General features: G+C 66.4%; 22 protein-coding genes and 1 tRNA gene. 8 read left to right on the forward strand and 15 right to left on the reverse strand.

All coding sequences use genetic code 11. The features are described 5' to 3' along the window. Nucleotides 1-331: 331 nt before the first annotated feature. Nucleotides 332-562 (forward strand): hypothetical protein, encoded by a 231-nt coding sequence (locus AC6IW9_RS16245; protein WP_497765130.1) that lies wholly within the window; start codon nucleotides 332-334, stop codon nucleotides 560-562. A gap of 13 nt (nucleotides 563-575) precedes the next feature. Here AC6IW9_RS16245 and AC6IW9_RS16250 read toward each other — a convergent pair whose 3' ends face one another. The 3 genes from AC6IW9_RS16250 to AC6IW9_RS16260 all read right to left on the reverse strand — a co-directional run bounded on the left by AC6IW9_RS16250 (nucleotide 576) and on the right by AC6IW9_RS16260 (nucleotide 4,669). After that, a complete protein-coding gene (locus AC6IW9_RS16250; protein ID WP_497765131.1) occupies nucleotides 576-1,832 on the reverse strand; it encodes an ATP-grasp domain-containing protein in 1,257 nt (418 codons plus the stop codon). Nucleotides 1,833-1,901: 69 nt separating this feature from the next. After that, nucleotides 1,902-3,710: a PQQ-dependent sugar dehydrogenase gene (locus AC6IW9_RS16255; RefSeq protein WP_497765132.1), complete on the reverse strand. Its 1,809-nt coding sequence runs from the start codon at nucleotides 3,708-3,710 to the stop codon at nucleotides 1,902-1,904. Further along, nucleotides 3,707-4,669, reverse strand: a complete 963-nt coding sequence (locus AC6IW9_RS16260; protein WP_497765133.1) for a Vgb family protein — start codon at nucleotides 4,667-4,669, stop codon at nucleotides 3,707-3,709. The genes AC6IW9_RS16255 and AC6IW9_RS16260 overlap by 4 nt, the downstream gene beginning before the upstream one ends. A gap of 281 nt (nucleotides 4,670-4,950) precedes the next feature. On the opposite strand from AC6IW9_RS16260, the gene AC6IW9_RS16265 reads away from it, so the two are divergent. Both AC6IW9_RS16265 and AC6IW9_RS16270 read left to right on the forward strand, forming a co-directional pair. After that, nucleotides 4,951-6,198 (forward strand): cation:proton antiporter, encoded by a 1,248-nt coding sequence (locus AC6IW9_RS16265; protein WP_497765134.1) that lies wholly within the window; start codon nucleotides 4,951-4,953, stop codon nucleotides 6,196-6,198. Between the two features lie 40 nt (nucleotides 6,199-6,238). Next, nucleotides 6,239-7,144: a tyrosine-type recombinase/integrase gene (locus AC6IW9_RS16270; RefSeq protein ID WP_497765135.1), complete on the forward strand. Its 906-nt coding sequence runs from the start codon at nucleotides 6,239-6,241 to the stop codon at nucleotides 7,142-7,144. 73 nt (nucleotides 7,145-7,217) lie between these two features. Here AC6IW9_RS16270 and AC6IW9_RS16275 read toward each other — a convergent pair. Further along, a tRNA-Ile gene (locus AC6IW9_RS16275) sits at nucleotides 7,218-7,293 on the reverse strand. Nucleotides 7,294-7,469: 176 nt separating this feature from the next. Here AC6IW9_RS16275 and AC6IW9_RS16280 point away from each other — a divergent pair. Next, complete coding sequence (locus AC6IW9_RS16280) at nucleotides 7,470-8,219, forward strand: proteasome-type protease (protein ID WP_497765136.1); 750 nt, start codon at nucleotides 7,470-7,472, stop codon at nucleotides 8,217-8,219. After that, nucleotides 8,216-9,190 (forward strand): L-threonylcarbamoyladenylate synthase, encoded by a 975-nt coding sequence (locus tag AC6IW9_RS16285; protein ID WP_497765137.1) that lies wholly within the window; start codon nucleotides 8,216-8,218, stop codon nucleotides 9,188-9,190. The genes AC6IW9_RS16280 and AC6IW9_RS16285 overlap by 4 nt, the downstream gene beginning before the upstream one ends. A gap of 71 nt (nucleotides 9,191-9,261) precedes the next feature. On the opposite strand, the gene AC6IW9_RS16290 is transcribed toward AC6IW9_RS16285, so the two are convergent. From AC6IW9_RS16290 to AC6IW9_RS16300, 3 genes are read right to left on the reverse strand one after another with little or no spacing between them, the layout of a single operon-like run. Beyond that, a complete protein-coding gene (locus AC6IW9_RS16290) occupies nucleotides 9,262-9,753 on the reverse strand; it encodes a GNAT family N-acetyltransferase (protein WP_497765138.1) in 492 nt (163 codons plus the stop codon). Nucleotides 9,754-9,764: 11 nt separating this feature from the next. After that, complete coding sequence (gene tsaB, locus AC6IW9_RS16295) at nucleotides 9,765-10,454, reverse strand: tRNA (adenosine(37)-N6)-threonylcarbamoyltransferase complex dimerization subunit type 1 TsaB (protein ID WP_497765139.1); 690 nt, start codon at nucleotides 10,452-10,454, stop codon at nucleotides 9,765-9,767. Between the two features lie 43 nt (nucleotides 10,455-10,497). Beyond that, entirely contained in the window at nucleotides 10,498-11,049 is a 552-nt protein-coding gene (locus AC6IW9_RS16300) for a NifU family protein (protein ID WP_497765140.1), read from the reverse strand. 310 nt (nucleotides 11,050-11,359) lie between these two features. Between AC6IW9_RS16300 and AC6IW9_RS16305 the strand changes: the two genes are divergently transcribed. After that, complete coding sequence (locus AC6IW9_RS16305; RefSeq protein ID WP_497765141.1) at nucleotides 11,360-11,524, forward strand: hypothetical protein; 165 nt, start codon at nucleotides 11,360-11,362, stop codon at nucleotides 11,522-11,524. Between the two features lie 112 nt (nucleotides 11,525-11,636). Here AC6IW9_RS16305 and AC6IW9_RS16310 read toward each other — a convergent pair whose 3' ends face one another. Both AC6IW9_RS16310 and AC6IW9_RS16315 read right to left on the reverse strand, forming a co-directional pair. Beyond that, on the reverse strand, nucleotides 11,637-12,470 hold the full coding sequence (locus AC6IW9_RS16310) for an amino acid kinase family protein (protein ID WP_497765142.1): 834 nt from the start codon (nucleotides 12,468-12,470) through the stop codon (nucleotides 11,637-11,639). 11 nt (nucleotides 12,471-12,481) lie between these two features. Continuing rightward, nucleotides 12,482-13,294, reverse strand: coding sequence for an amino acid kinase family protein (locus tag AC6IW9_RS16315; protein ID WP_497765143.1), 813 nt, complete (start codon nucleotides 13,292-13,294; stop codon nucleotides 12,482-12,484). A gap of 301 nt (nucleotides 13,295-13,595) precedes the next feature. Here AC6IW9_RS16315 and AC6IW9_RS16320 point away from each other — a divergent pair, with 301 nt between their 5' ends. Together AC6IW9_RS16320 and AC6IW9_RS16325 are read left to right on the forward strand one after the other, a co-directional pair. Continuing rightward, complete coding sequence (locus tag AC6IW9_RS16320; protein WP_497765144.1) at nucleotides 13,596-15,437, forward strand: PHA/PHB synthase family protein; 1,842 nt, start codon at nucleotides 13,596-13,598, stop codon at nucleotides 15,435-15,437. A 139-nt stretch (nucleotides 15,438-15,576) separates the two neighbouring features. Continuing rightward, nucleotides 15,577-16,266 carry a Crp/Fnr family transcriptional regulator gene (locus AC6IW9_RS16325; RefSeq protein WP_497765145.1) on the forward strand — a complete coding sequence of 230 codons (690 nt, stop codon included), beginning with the start codon at nucleotides 15,577-15,579 and terminating at the stop codon, nucleotides 16,264-16,266. A gap of 107 nt (nucleotides 16,267-16,373) precedes the next feature. Here AC6IW9_RS16325 and AC6IW9_RS16330 read toward each other — a convergent pair whose 3' ends face one another. From AC6IW9_RS16330 to trxA, 6 genes are all read right to left on the reverse strand, one after another. After that, complete coding sequence (locus tag AC6IW9_RS16330; RefSeq protein ID WP_497765146.1) at nucleotides 16,374-17,876, reverse strand: ammonium transporter; 1,503 nt, start codon at nucleotides 17,874-17,876, stop codon at nucleotides 16,374-16,376. 32 nt (nucleotides 17,877-17,908) lie between these two features. Beyond that, nucleotides 17,909-18,247 (reverse strand): P-II family nitrogen regulator, encoded by a 339-nt coding sequence (locus AC6IW9_RS16335; protein WP_003610684.1) that lies wholly within the window; start codon nucleotides 18,245-18,247, stop codon nucleotides 17,909-17,911. A gap of 311 nt (nucleotides 18,248-18,558) precedes the next feature. After that, on the reverse strand, nucleotides 18,559-19,437 hold the full coding sequence (locus AC6IW9_RS16340) for an acyl-CoA thioesterase (protein ID WP_497765147.1): 879 nt from the start codon (nucleotides 19,435-19,437) through the stop codon (nucleotides 18,559-18,561). Beyond that, entirely contained in the window at nucleotides 19,434-19,664 is a 231-nt protein-coding gene (locus AC6IW9_RS16345; RefSeq protein ID WP_497765148.1) for a Trm112 family protein, read from the reverse strand. The genes AC6IW9_RS16340 and AC6IW9_RS16345 overlap by 4 nt, the downstream gene beginning before the upstream one ends. 45 nt (nucleotides 19,665-19,709) lie before the next feature. Beyond that, a complete protein-coding gene (locus tag AC6IW9_RS16350) occupies nucleotides 19,710-20,378 on the reverse strand; it encodes an LON peptidase substrate-binding domain-containing protein (RefSeq protein WP_497765149.1) in 669 nt (222 codons plus the stop codon). Between the two features lie 37 nt (nucleotides 20,379-20,415). Further along, entirely contained in the window at nucleotides 20,416-21,306 is an 891-nt protein-coding gene (gene trxA / locus AC6IW9_RS16355) for a thioredoxin (protein WP_497765150.1), read from the reverse strand. Between the last annotated feature and the right edge of the window lie 8 nt (nucleotides 21,307-21,314).

Below are 21,314 nucleotides of genomic sequence, written 5' to 3' on the forward strand. Positions count from 1 at the left end.
ACCCCCGACTTATTTCCCATGTCGCCACATCACAGGCCCCGGAAAATCGCCACCATGTCGCCACCGTGCGGGGTATGCTGGGAAAAGGTCGGAAAAGATGATCGAACGAAAGTCACGATTCCGCAATGGGTTCGGTAAACGTCATCCACAAGCGGAAAACGCCAGAAATGTGCCAAAATGGGACTTTTAATCAGAGGGTCATGGGTTCGAGTCCCATCGCGCTCACCAAGGAAACCAATGCAATAGATAGGCGAAGCCGAAGGTGAGGGCGTAGCTTCGGCTTCAGAGTCGCCACGGCGACGAAAAACGGGGGCGGCGGGCAGGGTTCGCCATGTTCGACCTCGAATTCGCGATTCGTGCATTGGCGCTCGCTGCGCTGGCGTTGTTCTTGACGCCCGTGCGTGCGCTCGGCCTCTCCGCGAGAACGCGACGCTTCGTCCGACGCGCCGCTATCGCGCTTCTCGCCCTCGCGATCATCGTCGCCTTGGGCGCCACGCTCGACTGGTTCCTGAAGGGCGGACAGCCGGCGGCGGCGCGGTTCGATCGTTACATGCGGCCGTAGCAGTCGGCTGGGCTCACTTCGGCCCCGGCGATCCTCGGCGAGACGCTTCGTGGAGAGCGGCCCCGACGAATGTCGGCAGCCAGCCGCCGGGACGAGTGAGATCCAGCCGTTCCGGCCGTCGCGAAGCCCTGCCGGAAACGAGCGTGACGGCGCCCCGATAGGCCCATACCCGGAGATCGGTCCACAGCTTCGCCTCGCCGGCCTCGAGCGTCGATTTCGAAACGCACTTTTGCGCCACATAGCCCGGACCATGGCTCACGAGTCGTCGTAGGCGCGCTCGTCCGACCGCGTCGCTATCGAGGAGGCCGCGTCCGGCAAAGCCGTGCAAAGGCTTGAACACGAAATCGCTCTTCTCGCGCGCGAGCCGATCGATGTTGTCGCGACGCAAGACATGCGTCTCCGGCACGTGCTCGCTCAGCATGCGCCGGTCGCTCGGAGAAATCCCCAATTCGTCGTCTCGCTGCGGCAGCGACAGCCATTCGAGCAGTCGCTTGTCGCTGCGCGTCGAATAGGTGAAAGGGTTTGGGGCGACATAGACGGCGCCGCTCTCATGAGCGTCGCGCAAGGCCCGAAGCTCTTCGGACTCCCACAAGAAATCCGTCGAGCGATTAACGACGAATCCGACTGATTGTTCACTGAAGAGAAGGCTTCGGCCGTCCCAGCGGATGTCTGCGGGAGCCCCGAGGCCAACTCGCCGACCCTGCCGTCGGAAGAGGTCGAAGAGCAAGAGCAACTCTTGCCGAAATTTGCCGCTGCGTAAAGATTGCTCGTCGTCCAGAATGAGAATGAACTTGTCGGCGGCTTCTCCGAAAAACCCCTTCGCTTCCCGCTCCACCATCTCGACAATGCGTCGCTCCACGGCGGAGACCGACGGCGGCGCCTCGATGGCTTCGCCGTCGATTGGTTCCCCGGTCTCGAAATAGAGGCGATTGATCACGGCGGCGAGAAGAAGGCCCGAGCCATTGTCGTTGAACTCGATGAGCCGCCAGCCGCCCTCGGTCGGAAAATGAAAATCCCACGCGCTGAAGAAGCAGATTTCGGGGCTCGCGCGCCTCGCGACCGGCGGCGCCTCGCGCCGAACCGCGGCGCGCCATTTCTCGGTGGTCGTGATCCTGTCGAAGACACGGATGAACTCGCCGATCTCGTCGAGAGCGCGTCGCGAGACGATCTGACGCGCGGCGACGACAGAAAATTCGTCCGGAACCGCGCCGAGCCCCGCGGCTTCCAGAGCGCCGAAGAATCTATTCGCGAATTCCCCGTCGTTGCGCAATTTCAGCCCCCGTCGGCGAACGCTGCGCGCGACGATCGCGACATTGCCGCGCCGTCGAGCGGCGTGTCTTCATCGGCGGCCGGAGCTGTGCCCCAGCGCCCAGACATAAGCGGCGACCGCCTCGACGTTCTCTTTCGAGAGCTCGACGCCTCCGAGCGGAGGCATGGCGCCGGTGTGCTGCCTGGGCTCGGCCACGCCCTCCTCGATCGTCTTGGTGAGTCCCGCGAGGCTGCCGTCCGACCAGAGCCATGAGCCCGTGTTCAGCGCCGCGCCGACCGGCGTTCCGACGCCGTCCGCGCCATGGCATCCGGCGCATGTCGCGCCTCCCGCCTCTCCGTGGAAGACTTTCTTGCCGAACGCCACTCTCTCCGCGTTCGAGCCGGGCGGAACGGGCAGCGCAGCCTCGACGCCAGCGTCGGGATGGAGGCCTTCGGGCGGCGCAGCGCCGGGCGACGCGGCTCCCTGTGTGCGGACTGCCGGCGCGGCTTCGATCGGCGCGCTCTCGTCGCCGAAATACGTCACGCGCCAGATGCGTCCGGCCTGATCGTCGGAGATGAAGAGCGAACCATCGGGGGCGACGGCGAGGCCGCTCGGCCTATGCGCGGCGCGTCCCGGCTCCCTGTAGCGTCCCGCGAAGCCGTCGGCGAAGACGATGTGATCCCCCGCTGGCTTGCCGTCGGCGAGCGGCTGGAACACCACATTGTAACCGCCCTGCGGTCCCGGCGCGCGATTCCACGAGCCGTGGAAGGCGATGAAGGCGCCGCCCGAATAGGCCTTCGGGAAGAGCGAGCCGCGATAGATTTTCAGATCGTTCGGCGCCCAATGCGCGGGGTAATGGGCGATCGGGGCCTTCGCCTTCTCGCACACGCCGATCTTCTCGCCGCCGTCCCCGCCATATTCCGGCGCGAGGACGAGCCTCTTGCGACGAGGGTCGAAATAGCAATTGGGCCAGCCGTACCAGGCGCCGCGCTTCGCAACCATGATCTGTTCGGCCGGGAGCTCGAAGCCCTGATCCGCGGTGAAGAGCTCGGGCCAGTCCTCGTGCAGCTGGTCGCGGCCGTGCTGCGTGACGAAGAGGCGCCCGGCCGAGTCGAAGTCCAAGCCCTCGGTGTTGCGGCTGCCCGAAAAATAGCGCTCCTTCGGCGAAAAGGTCTGGCCGAGCGTGTTCGCGTCATAGCGCCAGACGCCGGCGCGCGTCTCTAGCTCCGTGCAGGGGTCATTGCCCGGCGAATGCGGCATGCGGTTCTTCACTTCGCAGGCGTTGGTCGCCGATCCCATGGAAACGAAGAGACGGCCTTCTGCGTCGATGGCGAAGGGATGCATGGGGTGATCGCCGGTGATCGGCATGCCGGAGAGAACGACCTCCGGCCGCGCGTCGCCGGTCGGCGCCCCGGAGCCGATATCGTAGCGCACGATCTCGTCGTTCGCCTCGGCGTAGATCCAATTTTTATAGCGCCAGACTCCCGTCCCACCATGCGCGCCCTCAGTGAAGCTCGGCCCGAAGCGAACTCGAACATCGGCCTTGCCGGTTCCTTTCGAATCCTTCAGCGCGATGAGGAAGCCGCCGTCATGCGGCTTGTCGTCGCCATAATAGACGCCGCTCCAGCTGTTGACGTAGAGCGTGCCATCGGGCGCGACCGCCATCTGGCGCGCATGTCCGATGCGGTCGGCGAACACAGTGGCGCAGAAGCCCCTCGGCAGAGAGAGGCCGGCGTCCTCGACGCAGCGGCTTTTCGTCTCCTCGGCCCGAGCGGGCGCGACGGTGACGCAGGACGAGACGACGCCCACGGCCAGAGCGAGGGCGCGTCGACGGGAAGAATTCGCCAAATTCATCACATTCTCCTCGAAGTCGATGGTCGTGGCGCAAGGATCGATCATTCGCCGATCCGAACCGGCGTGATCTTGAACGGAAGCTTCGGCAGGCCTTTCTCTTTCCGATCGAAGAGATGCGAGAGCTGGCCTTCCGTCACCCATGCGACGCCGTCGATGGTCGCGACGGACGTCGGTTCGTCGAGCCCGCTCTCGATGGTTTCGATCGTCGCCGCGTCGCCCGATATCGTCACGCGGTCGAGCGAGCCGGCGCCTTCGACCAGGAGGAAAGCGTTCCCGGAAAGGCGCCGCAGAGCGTCCGGCAAGCGGATCGGACGTGAGGTCGTCAATTTGACGACGGCGCCCGCCTTGCCGCCCTCGATCGTCACGCGGAAGAGTTCGCCGCCGTCGAACGTATCGACATAGAGGTTGCCGTCGCCGCCTATGGCGACGCCATCGAGGCCGACGCCGTTCGGCGGCTGAAACCGCGCGTCCTCGGCGAAGACTTCCAGAGCCTCGGCTCCAGGGCGAAGGCGCAGAATCTGTGGGGCGAGCGAGTTGGTGACAAAGATCGCGCCGTCGTCGGCGACCGCGATGTCGTTGCAGAGCGTCGCTCGGCCCGGGAGAGCGTAGCTCGCCTTGCCGTGGCCGGTCGCGAGGTCGAAAGCTTTCAGATGGCTGCCGGCGACCGAGCTCGGTCCGGCGACGCCGGACCCCGATGCGTCGTTGGAGCAGACCCAGAGCGTGCCCGTCTTTGCGTCGGCGTGGACGCCGAAGGTCGAGCGGGAGCCGAAGGCCCCCGGAGCGATCCACGTCTCGGCTCGGCCGGCTCCGGGCCCGACGCGCTGGACGCCGCCGGACGCGGCGCTGCCGACGTAGAGCGCGCCGTCGGGCCCCGCGGTGACGCTTTCGGGGTAAGCCTCGGCCCCTCCGATCTCGATGGCTACCGGGGAGGCCGAGGCGCATGCGTTCGCGGCGAGCGCCGCGACAATGGCGAGGCATGCGCGGAAGGCGGAAGAAAGCTTCATCGGCGGCGATCCTCTCGATCGATGGTTTTGCGAAAGCGGCGGCTCGGGGCGAGCGCCCAGTGGAGACATGCGATAAATGACGCGCGGCGCGATGGAGCAAAGCTCCCCGCTTCTCGCTTGGTCCGCGACAGCCGACGATTGCGCTCTATTCCTTCCACCTGTGAAGGTTCTGTAGCGTCACGCTAAAGTGAGGCTGCGCGAGGCGGCGATGACCCGCTCTGACGCGGGCGTGGGCGGCGCGTTCTGCCCGCGCCGGTCAAGAAACAGAAATCAGGTGTTCGATGACGCCGACAATCGAGCTGCTCGTCTTATTGCTAGCCGTCGTCGCGGCGATCGCCATCCTCGCGAATCGACTCGAGATACCCTCGTCCATTGTTCTGGTGGCGGCCGGCGTGCTGCTGGCGCTCATGCCGGGGCTCCCCGCCGTCGAACTGGCGCCCGAAGTCGTCCTGCTGCTCGTTCTGCCGCCTGTCATCTACACCGCCTCCTTCAACATGAGCTGGCGCGAGTTCCGATTCAATCTGCGCCCGATCGCTCTGCTCGCCATCGGCGGCGTCCTATTGACGACCGTCGTGGTCGCCGCCGCGGCGCATTGGCTGCTCGGTCTCGATTGGCCGGTCGGCTTCGTCCTGGGGGCGATCGTGTCTCCGCCGGATGCGATTGCGCCGCTGTCCATCGCGCGGCGGTTGCAGCTGCCGCGGCGGATAGTCGTCATTCTGGAAGGCGAAGGCCTGGCGAACGACGCGACAGCATTAATTCTCTATCGCTTCGCCATCGCGGCGGTCAGCCTCGGCGTGTTTTCGTTCGGCGAGGCCGTCGGAACGTTCGTCGCGATCATCGTCGGCGAAATCTTATGGGGCGTCGGCGTCGGCTGGGTCACGCTGAGACTGAGACGGTGGGTGAATGAACCTCTGATCGAGATCCTGCTGTCGCTGTTGACGCCCTTTCTCGCCTTCTGGCCCCCGGAACATCTCGGCGGCTCGGGCGTGCTGGCGACCGTGACCGCCGGTCTCTACATCGGCTGGAACGGTCCTCGCCTCATCAGTCCGGCGACGCGATTGCAGGGCGTGTTCTTCTGGGAGTTCTTCACTTATGTGATCGAGGGCATGCTATTTCTGGTCACGGGGTTGCAGACGCGCGTCGTCATCGACCGCATCGGCGACTATCCGACGTCCCGTCTCGCGGCCGCCGTCGTCGTCATCGCCGCCGTGCTGATCGCAGCGCGCTTCATCGGGATTTTCCCGGCGACCTATGTTCCGAGATCGATGCTGGTGGGATTTTTCAGGGGCAGGTCACTCGCCGCCATCGCCGAAATGAGGAAGTTATGCCGACCAGAAGCAAGGGCGTCAGACTATGGCTCCGTCCCGCCTGCCGTAGTCGGTCGGGGCGCGTCGAACCATCCTGCTGGATCATCCGCGACGGAGACTGGCAAATCCGCACTGGATGCGGCCCTGATGCTCGCGAAGAAGCTGAAAAAAGCTCGCCGACTACATCTCCAAGAAATACAAGCCGGAAAGGCGCGAACGTGATATCGGCGAAATTCTGATCGCCGACGTCATCGCGATTTATTTGGCCGATATCGTCGATGGCCAACCAGGCGCGGACAAGGCCGCGGAACGAGCCGAGCGGCTGCTCGCATTTTTCGGGACGAAGCGTCTTGCCGAGATCAACGGCGCCCTCTGCCGAGAATATGCGCGGTCGCGCTTCGGCAAGTCGTCGGAGACGCGGAAGGGCGGCAAGAAAGGGACCGGCGGTGGCGCCCGCCGCGATCTTCAGGACCTTTCTGCGGCGATCGGGCATCACCAATCCGAGGGGCTTCACCGCGGCGAGGTCAAGGTGGTCTTGCCGCCGCGCGGCAAAGCGCGACAACGCTGGCTTACGCGCTCGGAAACGGCCAGGTTGCTCTGGGTGTGTCGCACGACGCGCGAAATCCAAGAGGGGGCAGAGACCGAGAAGAGACCATTCGCGCATCTCGTCCGCTTCCTGCTGCTCGGGCTCTATACGGGCTCACGGCCAGGAGCGGTTTTCAACGCGACATGGTTCGATGGTCCCGGCCTGTCCTTGATCGACATCGATCGAGGGGTCTTTCATCGACATAAAAACGGCGCGAACGAGACTGCGAAGCGCCAGCCGGCCGTAAGGCTCGCTCCGTTCCTCCGGCGCATGTGTCGGAAATGGAAACGCGAGGACGAGGCGGATAAGCGCCGGCCGATTTATGTCGTCCATCATCACGGAGCAAAGATCGCGAGTGTCAAGACGGCATTGACGCGGGCGTGCAAGCTCGCCGCCATAGATGGTGGGGTAACCGCCTACACGTTGCGACATTCGTGCGCCTCGTGGTTCGTGTCCAAGGGCGTTCCGACGTTCCAGGTCACTGATTTCTTAGGGACATCGGAACAAATGATTATCGAGCATTACGGGCATCTCGCACCCGACTATCAGGAAGGGGCGGTGCGAGCGCTCTCGCGCAAATAAGCGAAGCTGTGCGCAAAGCTGTGCGCAATGACGTGAGACGCAATGCGGAATGCCTGTAACAGTCTGATTTGATTGGTGGGCCGGGCAGGACTCGAACCTGCAACCAGACCGTTATGAGCGGCCGGCTCTGACCATTGAGCTACCGGCCCCGCCGCCGTAAGGGCGCTCCGGGGAGTCCTGCTCCTATAGCGAAATCCGTCTCCTCTGCAACCGCGCGGCCACGAAATCTCGCCGAAGTTCGATTTCCAGCGGCGCGCCGTACGGCGATGCGCTAGATTGATACGTCACGCCGGACGGTTCCGGCGCCATCGGTCCTGGAGCGGCGATGACTTATTGTTGCGGCATTCTCGTGCGCGACGGCCTCGTGATGATCGCCGACACGCGCACCAACGCCGGGCTCGACAATATCTCCACCTTTCGCAAGCTGCACGTCTTCGAGCGGCCGGGCGAGCGGGTGATGATGCTCGCCACCGCCGGCAATCTCTCGGTCACTCAGAGCGCGGTCAATCTCTTGATCGAAGGGCTCGAAAATCCCGAGACGCACGAGGTCGAGACGCTGATGAAGGCGCCCGGCATGCTGCAGGCAGCCCAGCTCGTCGGCCGCGCTGTGCGGCGCTCCCACGCCATCGCCGGCGAGGGCGGAGAGCCGTCGGGCGTCAGTTTCGACGTGTCGCTGCTGTTCGGCGGCCAGATCGAGGGCGGGGCGCTGCGCCTCTTCATGATCTACACCGCCGGCAATTTCATCGAATGCACGCGGGACACGCCCTATCTGCAGATCGGCGAGCACAAATACGGCAAGCCGATCCTCGACCGGGCGGTCGGCTACGACACCGATGTGCTGGATGCGCTGAAGATCGGCCTCATTTCGATGGATTCGACGATCCGATCCAATCTCTCCGTCGGCTTGCCGATCGACATCGCGCTGGTGCGCCGCGACGCGCTGCGCGCCGAGATTTCGACGCGGATCGACGGGAGCGACTCCTATTTTCGCGATCTGCGCGACAGCTGGTCGCGCGCGCTGCGCGCCGCGCATATCGCGATCCCGACGCCCCCTTACGGCGGCCGGAGCGAATGACGGATCGTTCCGAGGTCGCGGCGGCGGATGCGGCGGCGATCGAACGGGCGGCGCGCCTGCTGCGAGAGGGCGGGCTCGTCGCCTTTCCCACGGAAACCGTCTACGGGCTCGGCGCCGACGCTGCTTCGGCGCGGGCTGTCGCGCGCATCTATCGCGCTAAGGGCCGGCCGAGCTTCAATCCGCTCATCGCCCATGTCGCCGATCTCGATGCCGCCTCGGCGGAGGCCGTTCTGCCGAAACCGGCGATTCGCCTGGCGGAAGCCTTCTGGCCCGGTCCGCTGACGCTCGTCGCGCCGCGCGCCGTCACGGGTTCGGTCTGCGATCTCGCATGCGCAGGGCTCTCCAGCGTCGCCTTGCGTGTTCCCGCGGCGCCGGTCGCGCTCGCGCTGATGCGCGCCGCCGGCCGGCCGATCGCGGCGCCTTCGGCCAATCGCTCGGGCCATGTCAGCCCGGTGACGGCCGCTCATGTGGTCGCGGATCTCGATGGGTTGGTCGATCTCGTGCTCGACGGCGGCCGCGCCGAACGCGGGCTCGAATCGACCATACTCTCATTCGTCGGCGAGACGCCGCGCTTGTTGCGGCCCGGCGCCGTGGCGCGCGAGGAGATCGAAGCTGCGCTGGGCATGAGCCTGGAGGACGTCGGCGGCGATGCGGCGGTCGTCGCGCCGGGAATGACCGCGTCCCATTATGCGCCGCGCGCTCGCCTGCGCCTGAACGCCGGGGAGTTGCGTGAGGGGGAGGCCGGGCTCGATTTCGCGGGGCGGCTCCGCGACGCCGGCGCGGACACGGGCGCGATGATCCTCGACCTCTCGCCGGCGGGCGATCTCGCGGAGGCGGCGGCCAATCTCTTCGGCCATTTGCGTGAACTCGACGCACTCGGCGCCGGGCGGATCGCGGTCGCTCCGATTCCTGCTCACGGCCTCGGCGAGGCGATCAATGATCGCCTGCGCCGCGCCGCAGCGCCGAGATGACGGCGAAAGCGGACTGAAGCTCGCGGTCCGCCGCGCCCCTCGAAGCGTCGGGCGTGTTTCCAGCTCCCGGATCACAATTCGCAGCGCATGGTCAGCGCCGCCTGCTTCCCGCCCGAGGGGCGCTTGTAATAATTCTCGCGCCGGCCGATCGTTGTGAAGCCGAGCCGCTCATAGACTTTGAGCGCCGCAGCATTGTCTTCTCCGACTTCGAGAAAGACGAGCCGCGCTCCGCCGCGCTCGAGATTGGTCAGATGGGCGGTGAGCAACTCGCGCCCGAGGCCGGCGCCGCGCCGCCTCGGATCGACTGCGAAGGTCAATATCTCCGCATCCGGCGGCAGCAGGCGCGACAGCGCCATGCCGCCGACCTCGTCCTTCAGTAATTTATCGTTGAAGGCGCCGTCGGCGAGCACATGCGGATCGGTCAGCATGCTCTCGAAGTCGATCTTCGACCAGGGAAAGGCGAAGGAGGCGGCGTGGAGCCGCGCGCAATCGAAGGCGTGATCCGCGCCGATCGGGCGGATGACGAAACGCGGCTGCGGAAAGAGCGTCGAGAACAGATTCATCGCCGGCGCGCTCACGCTCCGGCGGGGGCTTCGGCCGCCCCGCGGCCCTGGGGCTTGGCGTCGGGCGCCTTCAGATAGAGCGGGCGCGCCGGGGCCGTGTCGGGATTGGCCGCGAGGCCGAGCCGCGCCACGAAGGCGATGTCGGGCGCCGCCCGCGCATCGGCGATCTCGGCGGCGACGCCGGAAGCGCGCGCCTCGGCGGCGAGAAGCGGCGCGCCGGAGCCGACGAGCTTCAGCGGGCCGTCGCCCAGCGCGCGCAGCGCCTCATGCGCGCCGACGCGGCGCGGCGTCAGCAGCGTGCGCCCGTCCGGGCCATAGGCGGTCACATAGACATGGCCGTGGCGCGCGTCGATCGCCGCCGCGACGACGCCGTCGAAAGGCTCGAGAATATGAGGCGCCGCCAGCGCCGCGAGGGTCGAGACGCCGACGATCGGCGCGCGCAGCGCGAGCGCTATGGCTTGGCCGGCGGCGAGGCCGATGCGGATGCCGGTGAAGGAGCCGGGTCCGACCGTGACCGCGACGCGGTCGATCGACGCGAATCCGCCGCCCGCCGCGACGACCCGCTCGAGCAGCGGAAGCAACGCCTCCGCATGGCCGCGCTCCATCGGCGCCGTCTCGCCCGCGAGTGGCGCGGTGGCGTCCGAATCGATCACGCAGGCGGAGACGGCGGGCAGCGCCGTGTCGATGGCGAGGAGTCTCATCGGCGCCGATTATGACGCTTTTCGCGCGCCGATCAACGCGGTCTCACACCTGCTGCACGCTTCGCACCTGCGGAACATAGTGCCGGAGCAGATTCTCCACGCCGCTCTTCAGCGTGGCGGAGGAGGAGGGGCAGCCGGAGCAGGAGCCTTTCATGGCGAGAAAGACGACTCCGTCGCGAAAGCCGCGGAAGGAGATGTCGCCGCCGTCCCTCGCCACCGCCGGGCTCACGCGTGTGACGAGCAGTTGCTTGATGGTCGCAACCGTGTCGGCGTCGGCCGCGTCGAAGAACTCGGCGGGCGAGGCCTCGGCGCCGTCGGTGACGATGGGCGCGCCGGAGGTGAAATGCTCCATGATCGTGCCGAGCACGGCGGGCTTCAGATGCGCCCACTCGGCGCCCGACTTGGTGACCGAGACGAAATCCGGACCGAACATCACGGCCTCGACGCCGTCGATGGAGAGCAGCGCGCCGGCGAGCGGCGAGGCGGCGGCGGCCTCGCGGTCGCGGAATTCGCGGGCGCCCTCGGCGAGCACCGGGCGGCCGGGCAGGAATTTCAGCGTAGCGGGATTGGGCGTGGTCTCGGTCTGGATGAACATGGTCTTCTCCGCAGCGTCCGGTTCAAGGCCGGCGTGGCGACAGGCGTCCTCTCTACCATGAAATAGGGAGTGTCGCAGCACGCGCCGAGATCGCGTCGCCGCATCTCTGGGGCCGTGCAGCGATCGCACGCCGGGGACCGTCGCAATCGCGCCGGCGTTTTCACGCTTTCCCGCTCGTCTGGATTCGGGTAGAATTCCAACATTGGATTTGCGTTTTTCGTGTCGAACTTATTCGAGGCAGGAGAATATGATGAGGGCCATTCAGGGCAGACGAAAAACTGCGGCCGTGGAATTCGACGTCGAGACTTTCATGGAAAGTCTCGCAAATAAAGGTGTCGTCCTGGGACTTTATTGTGACGCTTTTGTCCGAGCGTCGCGCACGGCCGAACTGTCCGACGAGGACCACGAGACGCTGACGGCCCACAAATCGGAAATCGTGAAGTTCCTGTTGTGCAATATGAAGCCCGTGAAGTGATCGCCTCGATCGATTCTCGGCGCGCCGTCGAATCGGCGCGGTTCGACGCAGGCGGCCGGATATTCCCGGTCGCCGGCGCGTGAACCGGCTCGGCCGATGAGGAGAGCGGCCGTCACCCGGCTTTCGCCCCCGTGCGGATGATCGTCCCCACATGCTCGCCGCGCAGCGCGGCGGTCAGCCTTCCGGGGACGAGGCCGTTCACCAGCTGCACGCGCTCTATGTGGCGCGCAGTCGCCATCACCTCGAGCAGCGCGCGGTCGAAGGGCAGGGGAGCTTTCTGCTTCGCGAGCTCCGCCGCGCTCGTCTCGGCGAGCAGCTTCGCCTTCTTGCCGTCCGGTCCCTTGGGATCGGCCGTATATACCCCGTCCACATCCTCCACGATCGTCAGGCCGGCGGCGCCATAGGCGTCGGCGAGCAGGAACGCGCCCGTGTCGGCCCGATGCTGCGGGATGCGCGACGTCGGAAATTCGTGGTGGTGATAGGGCGGAAAGGCGCTGCCCACCACCGCCCGCACGGCGGTGAGATGGATGGCGAGCTGGTTGGCGATCGTCGGATGTTCGACATAGGAGACGCCTTCCGGCGCGAGCAGCGATGCGAGGATATGGCCGTTCTGTCCGGCCTCGCTCGCGGCGAGCGGGGCCAGCGAGCCCACGGGCAGGCCGAGATCCAGTCCGACGCCATAGAGATGGCGCGCCCGGATGCCGGCGCCGGTCAGGATGAGCAGGCGGTGCTCCGGCAGGAGTTTCCTGATCTCGTCCACGAGGGGGAGGATCGCTTCCGCGCCGCGATCCATGATGGAGCGGCCGCCGATCTTCACCACCTGCAGCCAGGGCAGCAGGCGGATCGGGCGCCGTCCGGCGACCGGACGGGTGAGCGCGCCGTCGAGCAGGGTCTGGCGCGCGAGCGGCGAGGCGACGTGCTTGATGCGGTCGGCTGTGTCGGTCATGATAAGAATCTTCATCTCGCGGTGATGATGGTCCCGACGTGCTCGCCAGCGAGCGCGCGGGTCAGATTGCGGGGCACGAGGCCGTTCACGACCTGCACCTCGCGCACATGGCGCGCCGTCTTCAGCAGATCGAGCACCGGGAATTCGAGGATCGAATCGTGCAGGCCCTTCGCTTTCATCTCGTCGACCGAGATCTTCGGGATGAATTTCGCGCTCTTCGCGGTCTTCGGATTGGCGGTGAAGAGGCCCCGCTCGTCCTTGACGAAGATCATCGCCTTGCAGCCGAATTGCTCGGCGAGCAGGAAACAGCCGGCGTCGGTGCGATAGGGCGGGATGACGCTCTCGGGGGCGGGGCGCATCCAGAGATTATACGGGGGCATGCCGCTGAACACGACGGCGTTGACCTCGGCGAGATAGAGCGGAACGGCCGAGAGCCCGGCGGCGTCGACCGCCGAGATTCCATGTTTTGCGAGCAGCTGGCCGAGCATTGCGGCGTTCTGGTCGGCGACGGAGGCCCCGAGCTGCGAGAGCACGCCGGCCGGCAGGCCGAGCCCGGCCGCGATCGAATAGAGATGCCGGGCGCGCGTGCCGGCGCCGGTTCCGATCAGCATCTTATGCGTCTTGCGGGCGGCGACGATCTCGTCCACCAGCGGGTAGAGCGCTGCGCGGCCGCGGTCGATGATGCTTTGTCCGCCGATCTTGATGACCGTCGCCTCGGGCAGAATACGGAAATCGGCCGACGCCTCGGCCGCCGCCAGGAGACTGGCGTCGGTGAGGGACCGCTGCATGAGGAGCGCTTCGAGCTCCGCCGTGGTGTTGGCCATGAATACGCCTTTCGTCGCTTCGATCCAGCAATATTCCTTCGATTTTGTCGATACAACTCGGGCAACTACCTTGCAATATGCGAAATTCCGGCAGGGCTGCTGCGCAATAGGAGAAAATTACGAATTCTTTACTTTACAGAAAAAAATGACACGAAATACATCGGTCGGCTCGGGCGTAGAGGTTTCGCGCCGGCCATCCGCGGATCGTCGTTCGGCGACGAATCTTCGTATTTACACATGGTCCTGCTCCTATAGCGTTCGACGGCGCGGCTCTGCGCGACGTCACGAGGGGGTTTTTCACATGATCGTCGTAAATTCCGCCGGTCGAGCCGGTCGCCGCGAGGACGAGCTGCCGATCGCCGAGGCTCCGCCGCCGCCTCCGCCGCGGGTCGAGGAGCGGCCGCGCCGGACCTCCTACACGGTCGGCGACGTTCCATCCTTCGACACGCTCGACCGCGCCGCCCGCGCCGTCACGGCGCGCTTCACTCAAGGCGTCTCGCCGCTCGCGCAAATGTCGGCATGGCTCGACTGGGCGACCCACCTCTCCCTCGCGCCGGGCCGGCAGATCGAATTAGCGCTCGCCGCGGCCCAGACTTCGGCGGTGCTCGCCTATTTCACGGCCCATGCGCTCGGCGGCGAAAACGAGGCGGGACCTTTTGCGCCGGAGACCAACGACCGGCGCTTCGCCGATCCGGCCTGGGACGCTCCGCCTTTTTCTTTGTGGAAGCAGGGTTTCCTCGCCACGGAGAGCTGGTGGCGCCTCGCGACGCGCGAGACGCGCGGCGTCACGCCCAATGACGCCGCGCGCGTGGCCTTCATGGCCAAGCAATGGCTCGGCGCTCTCTCGCCCTCCAATATCGCCTGGCTGAACCCGACCGTGATCGAGCGCACGCGGAAGGAGGCGGGCGCCAATCTCATTCGCGGAGCCGAGAATTTCTTCGAGGACGCCTTGCGCCTGCTGTTGCGGGCGCCCAATGGACACGACGGCTTCGCGGTCGGCGTCGACGTGGCGGCGACGCCGGGGGAGGTGATCTTCCGCAACGAGCTGATCGAGCTCATCCAATACGGTCCGACGACCGAGACCGTCCACGCCGAGCCGATCCTGATCGTCCCGGCCTGGATCATGAAATATTACGTGCTGGACCTCAGCCCGCAGAATTCGCTCGTGCGCTATCTCGTCGCGCAGGGCTTCACCGTCTTCATGATCTCCTGGCGCAATCCTCGTCCCGAGGACCGCGACCTCTCCTTCGACGATTATCGCGTCGCCGGCGTGCTGGCGGCGCTGACGGCGATCGACGCCGTGCTGCCCGGGCGCAAGGTCCACGCCTGCGGCTATTGCCTCGGCGGCACGCTGCTCTCCATCGCGGCGGCCGCCATGGCGCGCGACGGCGACGCGCGCCTCGCCTCGATCACATTGCTCGCGGCGCAGACCGATTTCAGTGAGCCGGGCGAGCTGATGCTGTTCGTCGACGCGGCGCAGGTCGCGTTCCTCGAGGATATGATGTGGGACCAGGGCGTGCTCGACACGCGCCAGATGGCCGGCGCCTTCGCGGCCTTGCGCTCGAACGATCTCGTCTGGGGCAAGGCGGTGCAGGACTATCTTCTCGGCGAACGCCGGAAACCGAACGATCTCATGGCCTGGAGCGCCGATCAGACACGCATGCCCTATGCGATGCACGCGCAATATCTGCGCGGGCTGTTCCTCGAGAACCGGCTGACCGCGGGGCGTTATGCGGTGGAGGGCGAGGTCGTCGCGCTGAAGGATATTTCGGCGCCCATGTTCGTCGTCGGAACCGAGACCGACCATATCGCGCCCTGGCGCTCGGTCTACAAGGCGAGCCTGTTCACCGATTGCGAACTGACCTTCGTGCTGACCAAGGGCGGCCACAACGCCGGCGTCGTGTCGGAGCCGGGGCGCCGCGGCCGCTCCTATCACATCGGTCTGCGCCGAGCCGGGGACTTCTATGTCGGTCCGGACAAATGGCTCGCCGGCGCGCGCCGCGTCGAGGGCTCCTGGTGGACGGAATGGGTCGCATGGCTCTCGGCCCGCAGCAGCGGGGCGCACGTCGCTCCTCCAGCGATGGGCGCGCGCGGTTTCCCGCCGCTCTATGCGGCGCCGGGCCATTACGTCCTTCAGGCTTGACGCGCTCGACGCGGCCGAAAATCCTTGCCAATATCGTGCGGGGCGAGGAAATGACGGACAGAGCAGGGGTCTTCTCGCCTCTCTCCGAAGGAGAGGGCGCGTCGCTCCCCCATGCGATCGCAAGGAAGGGCGGACCGCGTTGAGCTCATTGCAGCGTATCCCGTTTTTCGAAGGGCTCGACGCCGACGAGGCCGAGCGCATCGCGCGCAAATGCGTCTTTCGGCGCTTCGACGAGCGCGAGCTCGTCGTCGACTATGACGATCCTTCGAACGACGTCTATTTCATCATCTCGGGCGAGCTGCGCGTGCTGATCCGCACGCCGGCCGGCAAGGAGGTCATATTGACCGATCTGCGGCCGGGCCAGTTCTTCGGCGAGATGGCGGCGGTCGACGGCGCCGTGCGCTCCGCCAATGTCTCCGCGCTGACGCGGGCCGAACTCTGCATCATGCCGGCTGCCGTATTCAAGAACGTCGTCTTCTCTCAGCCGGCCGTGTGCGAGCGGCTGCTGCGCCTTCTCACCAAGCGCGTGCGCGACCTCAACGCCCGTCTCTTCGAGCGCTCGGTGCTCGATCTGAGGCATCGGCTCTACGCCGAGCTGCTGCGCCTCGCCTCGCCGCGCAAAGGCTTCGACGGCCAGTCGATCATCTCGCCGCCGCCGCTGCAGCACGATCTCGCCGCCCGCATCGGCTGCCGCCGCGAGCAGGTCAATCGCGAGGTGCAGGCGATGGTGCAGGAGGGCCTCGCCGAGAAGATCCGGGGCGGGCTGGTGCTGCTGCGTCCGACTCTGCTCGAGCAGCGCGTCTCCGAAAGTCTCGAGCAGGCGGGCTGAGAGCGCGCATCGCCGCGGCCGGCGGCAATCATGAGATCAGATCGGTTCGAAAATGAAGAACGGCGCCCATGGGCGCCGTTCGCTGTTCGTGGATGGGCGGGCCTGGATCAGTAGTTGTAGGCGCGCTCGCCGTGATCGGCGATGTCGAGGCCCTCGCGCTCCTGATCCGGGGCGACGCGCAGGCCGATGACCAGATCGACGAGCTTGAAGAGGATCGCCGAGCCGATCCCCGACCACAGGATGGTCGCGCCGACGGCGGTCGCCTGCGAGATCAGCTGCTGCGCCATGTCGTATTTGCCGGCGAAATTCTCGCCGATATTGGTGTAGTCGGTGATGCCGACGCCGCCGAGATCCGGGCTCACCAGAACGCCCGTGGCCAGCGCGCCGACAATGCCGCCGATGGCGTGCACGCCGAATACGTCGAGCGAGTCGTCATAGCCGAAGAAGTTCTTCACCTTGGAGACGAAGAACAGGCTGATCGGCGAGACGACGAAGCCGAGGACGATGGAGCCCACGGGGCCGACGAAGCCGGCGGCCGGCGTCACCGCGACGAGGCCCGCCACCGCGCCGGAGATGAGGCCGAGCAGGGAGGGCTTGCCCTTGACCGCCCATTCCGTCAGCAGCCAGGAGAGCCCCGCCGCGGCGGTCGCCACCATGGTGTTGACGAAGGCGAGCGCCGTTCCGCCATTGGCCTCGAGATTGGAGCCGGCGTTGAAGCCGAACCAGCCGACCCACAGCAGTGAGGCGCCGACCATGGAGAGCGTCAGCGAATGAGGCGGAAGCGCTTCCTTCCCGTAGCCGATGCGCCTGCCGATGATGATTGCGCCGACGAAGCCCGCGACGCCCGCATTGATGTGAACCACGGTGCCGCCCGCGAAGTCCAGCGCGCCGGTGCCGTTCATCCACGGCGCGAGGCCGCCGGCGATCCAGCCCGCTCCGGCGCCGATGCCGTCGATCTCGGCCTGGACGGCCGCCTTGGCTTCCTCCGTGCCGGCGGCGGCGAGCCTGGTGGCCGCGTCGACGAGCGCGTTCGGATCGGCGGCGGCCCACACCCAGTGCGCCAGCGGGAAGTAGATGATGGTGACCCACAGGAGCACGAAGAGAAGCGCGGCCGGGAATTTGATGCGCTCCGCGAAGGCGCCGACGATCAGCGCCGGGGTGATCATCGCGAAGGTCATCTGGAAGACCAGATAGGCGTATTCGGGAATGACGCGGCCCGGCGTGAAGGTCCCGACGGTCGAGGAGGCGTCGACGCCCTTCAGGAACAGCTTGTCGATTCCACCGACGAAATTGCTCAGCGAGCCGCCGTCGCCGAAGGCCAACGAATAGCCGTAGAGCGTCCACACCACGCCGACGAGGCAGACGATCGCGAAAATCTGCGTGAGCACGGAGAGCGCGTTCTTCGAACGCACGAGGCCGCCGTAGAAGAGAGCGAGGCCAGGGATCGACATCATCAGCACGAGCGCCGCAGAGATCAGCACCCAGGCGGTGTCGCCGGGATCGGGCGTCGGATCATTGGCGGCGAAGGCCGGATCGGCGGCGACGGCGGCGATCGCGACGCCGATGAGGGTCGAAGCCGCGGACAGGCTTCGAGGCAGACGAAGTCTCATTGGGAACTCCTGGTGATTTTTTCGTGAGGGTGTCAGAGGGCGTCGGCGTCGCGCTCGCCGGTGCGGATGCGGATCGTCTGCTCGAGCGGAAGAACGAAGATTTTGCCGTCGCCGATCTGGCCGGTATGCGCCGCCGTCGTGATCGCCTCGATCGCCTTGGCGACGAGCTCCGAGGTCACGGCCACCTCGATTTTCAGCTTCGGCAGGAAACTCACGGCGTATTCGGCGCCGCGGTAGATCTCGGTATGTCCCTTCTGTCGTCCATATCCCTTGACTTCCGTCACGGTGAGGCCGTGCACGCCGATATTCGTCAACGCGTCGCGGACCTCATCGAGCTTGAAGGGCTTGATGATCGCTGTCACGATTTTCATCTGCCTATCCTATGTTTTTCGACCTGCATGGCGACCGACGGCGCGTCGAGTCGACGGCGTCTGCGCGGCGATGGCCAAGACGAGCACCGTCGTGCTCACGGCCCGATCCTTCAAATGGCGTGCCAGAGGGAGAGATTTTCCGCCGCCGCCGCGCGTCGCGCAGGCGCGGCGGCGAAAGCGCGCGTCTGCGCCCGATCCTTTCGGCTGCACGCCATTGCGCGAGCGTCCATAGGCGGAGCGAGAGCGCCAATGTCGGCGGGCAGGCGCCTGAAATCGTGCAGCCGGCGCCTAGAAGATAAGCATATCCGGGCTCACGGCCGCGCCGGACGCTCGCGAATGAGCCCTTCCTGCGCGACAGAGGCGACGAGCCGCCCGTCCTGTGCGTAGACGAGACCGCGCGTCAGCGCCCGCGCGCCGGCTGCGGTCGGGCTGTCCTGCGCATAGAGCAGCCATTGGTCCGCGCGAAACGGACGATGGAACCAGACGGCGTGATCGAGGCTCGCCACCTGCATGTCGCGGTCGAAAATGGAGCGGCCGTGAACGACGAGCGCCGCATTGAGCAACGTCATGTCGGAAAGATAGGCGAGCACGCTGCGATGGGTGGCGTCGTCGTCCGGCAGGGCGCCGATCGCCTTGAACCAGATGAATTGTTGGGCAGGAATCCGTGGAGTGTGCGAAAAATAGGCGCTCGGATCGGCGAAGCGGATATCGATCGCCGCCGTCCGCGCGACGCATTCGGCGGCCATGGGCGGCAGGAAGGAGGCGAAGCGCTCGGCGAGCGCGCTCGTGGTCGGCAGGCTTTCCGGCGGCGGCGCCGCGGGCGCCGGAAAGGCGTGCTCGAGACCGGGCTCGACGATCTGGAACGAGGCCTCCATCGAAAAAATGGCCCGGTCACGCTGCGTCGCGACGACGCGCCGCGTCGTGAAGCTCGCGCCGTCGCGCACACGCTCGACGGCGTAATCGATCGGCGTGGAGGCGTCGCCGGCGAGAATGAAATAGGCGTGCAGCGAATGCGCGACGCGCTCGCGCGGCGTCGTGCGCTGCGCCGCCACCAGCGCCTGCCCGACCGCCTGACCGCCATAGACGCGTCCCGTCGCCCAGGGGCCGGCGCCGCGAAAACGGTCCACGCCGATCTCGTCGAGATCGAGGACCCGGAGCAGCGCGCTCGGTTCTTCGGGAGCGGCTTTCAATCGATTCGTCGCGCTTCTTCCGGCAGCATGATGGGAATGCCGTCGCGGATCGGATAGGCGAGACGCGCCGGGCGCGAGATCAGCTCCTGCCGCGCAGCGTCATATTCCAGCGTCGATTTGGTCAAAGGGCAGACGAGAATCTCGAGCAGCCTCGGATCGACCTTCGTCGCCTCGGGAGCGGGCGCCTCCTCGGCGGCCTCGGCTTGCTTGTCTGCGTCGTCGGTCATTGCGATGCCCTCCAGCCGCGGCGAAGCGCTCTTCCGCGAAGCTCCTCAGTGGAAATGCGGCGGCTCGTCGCTGTTCTGCGCGAGATCGAGCTCGGCCAGAGCGACGAGCATCTCCGCGCGCGATTTGAGGTCGACCGCCTCGAGCAGCGCCTGCTTCTCATTCGTGCCGAACGGGCTCATCATCGCCAGGGCGTTGACCAGGGCCTCGTTGGGCGCCGCGTCTATGCTCGTCCAATCGACTTCGAGTTTGGACCCTTCCGCGAATTCGCGCAACATGCGGATCATTCCGGAGCGGTCCACGTCCTCCTCGCCGGCGCCCGGCTCGAGATCGAGGAGGAACCGCTCATAGCTCACGCGGCATTTGCGATAGGCGAGCGTCGTCGGCAGCTCCTCCACGATGTCGAAACGGGCGATTCCCGTGAGCGAGATCAGATAGCGGCCGTCGCCCGTCTCGAGGAAGCGGGTGATGCGGCCGGCGCAGCCGATCCTGTGCAGAGTGGGCGCGGCGTCGCGCTCTTCGTGGCCGGGCAAAGGCTGGATCATGCCGATGACGCGCTGCGAGGCGATGGCGTCGTCGACCATGGCGAGATAGCGCGGCTCGAATATGTTGAGCGGCAGCTCGCCGCGTGGCAGCAGCAGCGCGCGCGTCAGCGGAAACACCGGCACGATCTCCGGCAATGCGCTCGCATCTCTATAGGGATGGTTGACGCTCATTTCTGCCGCGCAGCGCTCGACGCCACTCCTCAGGTCTTCAGGAGAACAACAGCGACGACAGGCGTCGTCTCGCGCCGATGGTCGCCTTGTCGAGCGGACCCCAGGCGTCGAAGAACTGTATGAGCTGCTTCCTCGCCCCATCGTCGCTCCAACTACGGTCCTTGCGGATGATGTCAAGGAGCGCCGTCGCGGCTTCGTCACGCTTGCCCTTGGCGTTGAGCGCCAGGGCGAGGTCGAAGCGCGCCTGCAGATCGTCCGGGTCGAAGGCGATGCGCCGGCGCAATTCGTCGACCTCGTCGAGCTCGGAGGCGCGCAGCGCATTCTCGAGCGCCGCCGCCGCGGCCGCGACATTGGCGTCGCCGAGCATGTCCGCGGAAAGGCTCCCGAGCAGCGCCTGCGCATCGGCGAGACGGTCCTGCCCGATGAACAGCCGGGCGAGCTCCGCCGCGGCTTTGACGAAAGGCGGATCGCGCGAGACGAGCTCGGTCAGGATGGCTTCGGCGCCCGCGAGATCGCCTTCGCCGATCAGCGCCTCGGCGGTGAGGAGGGCGTCCTCCCCCTCGTCCTGCAGCGGGCCGACGAGCCGCTCTATGAAGCCGCGCAGCTGATTCTCCGGCAGGGCGCCGACGAAGCCGTCTGCGGGCCGGCCGCGCACGAAGGCGATGACGGCGGGGATCGATTTGATCCCGAGCTGGCCGGCGATCTCCGGATGGTCGTCGATGTTCATCTTGACGAGCTTTATCTTGCCGCCGGCCGCCTCGACCACGCGTTCGAGCGCCGGCGCGAGCTGCTTGCACGGCCCGCACCAGGGGGCCCAGAAGTCGACCAGAACCGGCTGACGCAGAGAGGGCTCCATGACATCCGCGCGAAATCGCGCCGTCGTCGTCTCTTGCGCGCCGCCGCCCGCTCCGAATGCATCCGTCGCCATTGTAGCGA

This window comes from Methylosinus sp. shoA, from assembly GCF_059718125.1.

Bases quoted from the DNA above. Each gene is read 5' to 3' on its own strand.
- AC6IW9_RS16245 (WP_497765130.1), top strand. From the start codon at position 332: ATGTTCGACCTCGAATTCGCGATTCGTGCATTGGCGCTCGCTGCGCTG.
- AC6IW9_RS16255 (WP_497765132.1), bottom strand. From the start codon at position 3,710: ATGATCGATCCTTGCGCCACGACCATCGACTTCGAGGAGAATGTGATG.
- AC6IW9_RS16260 (WP_497765133.1), bottom strand. From the start codon at position 4,669: ATGAAGCTTTCTTCCGCCTTCCGCGCATGCCTCGCCATTGTCGCGGCG.
- AC6IW9_RS16265 (WP_497765134.1), top strand. From the start codon at position 4,951: ATGACGCCGACAATCGAGCTGCTCGTCTTATTGCTAGCCGTCGTCGCG.
- AC6IW9_RS16280 (WP_497765136.1), top strand. From the start codon at position 7,470: ATGACTTATTGTTGCGGCATTCTCGTGCGCGACGGCCTCGTGATGATC.
- AC6IW9_RS16285 (WP_497765137.1), top strand. From the start codon at position 8,216: ATGACGGATCGTTCCGAGGTCGCGGCGGCGGATGCGGCGGCGATCGAA.
- AC6IW9_RS16290 (WP_497765138.1), bottom strand. From the start codon at position 9,753: ATGAATCTGTTCTCGACGCTCTTTCCGCAGCCGCGTTTCGTCATCCGC.
- tsaB (WP_497765139.1), bottom strand. From the start codon at position 10,454: ATGAGACTCCTCGCCATCGACACGGCGCTGCCCGCCGTCTCCGCCTGC.
- AC6IW9_RS16300 (WP_497765140.1), bottom strand. From the start codon at position 11,049: ATGTTCATCCAGACCGAGACCACGCCCAATCCCGCTACGCTGAAATTC.
- AC6IW9_RS16305 (WP_497765141.1), top strand. From the start codon at position 11,360: ATGGAAAGTCTCGCAAATAAAGGTGTCGTCCTGGGACTTTATTGTGAC.
- AC6IW9_RS16310 (WP_497765142.1), bottom strand. From the start codon at position 12,470: ATGACCGACACAGCCGACCGCATCAAGCACGTCGCCTCGCCGCTCGCG.
- AC6IW9_RS16315 (WP_497765143.1), bottom strand. From the start codon at position 13,294: ATGGCCAACACCACGGCGGAGCTCGAAGCGCTCCTCATGCAGCGGTCC.
- AC6IW9_RS16320 (WP_497765144.1), top strand. From the start codon at position 13,596: ATGATCGTCGTAAATTCCGCCGGTCGAGCCGGTCGCCGCGAGGACGAG.
- AC6IW9_RS16330 (WP_497765146.1), bottom strand. From the start codon at position 17,876: ATGAGACTTCGTCTGCCTCGAAGCCTGTCCGCGGCTTCGACCCTCATC.
- AC6IW9_RS16335 (WP_003610684.1), bottom strand. From the start codon at position 18,247: ATGAAAATCGTGACAGCGATCATCAAGCCCTTCAAGCTCGATGAGGTC.
- AC6IW9_RS16345 (WP_497765148.1), bottom strand. From the start codon at position 19,664: ATGACCGACGACGCAGACAAGCAAGCCGAGGCCGCCGAGGAGGCGCCC.
- AC6IW9_RS16350 (WP_497765149.1), bottom strand. From the start codon at position 20,378: ATGAGCGTCAACCATCCCTATAGAGATGCGAGCGCATTGCCGGAGATC.
- trxA (WP_497765150.1), bottom strand. From the start codon at position 21,306: ATGGCGACGGATGCATTCGGAGCGGGCGGCGGCGCGCAAGAGACGACG.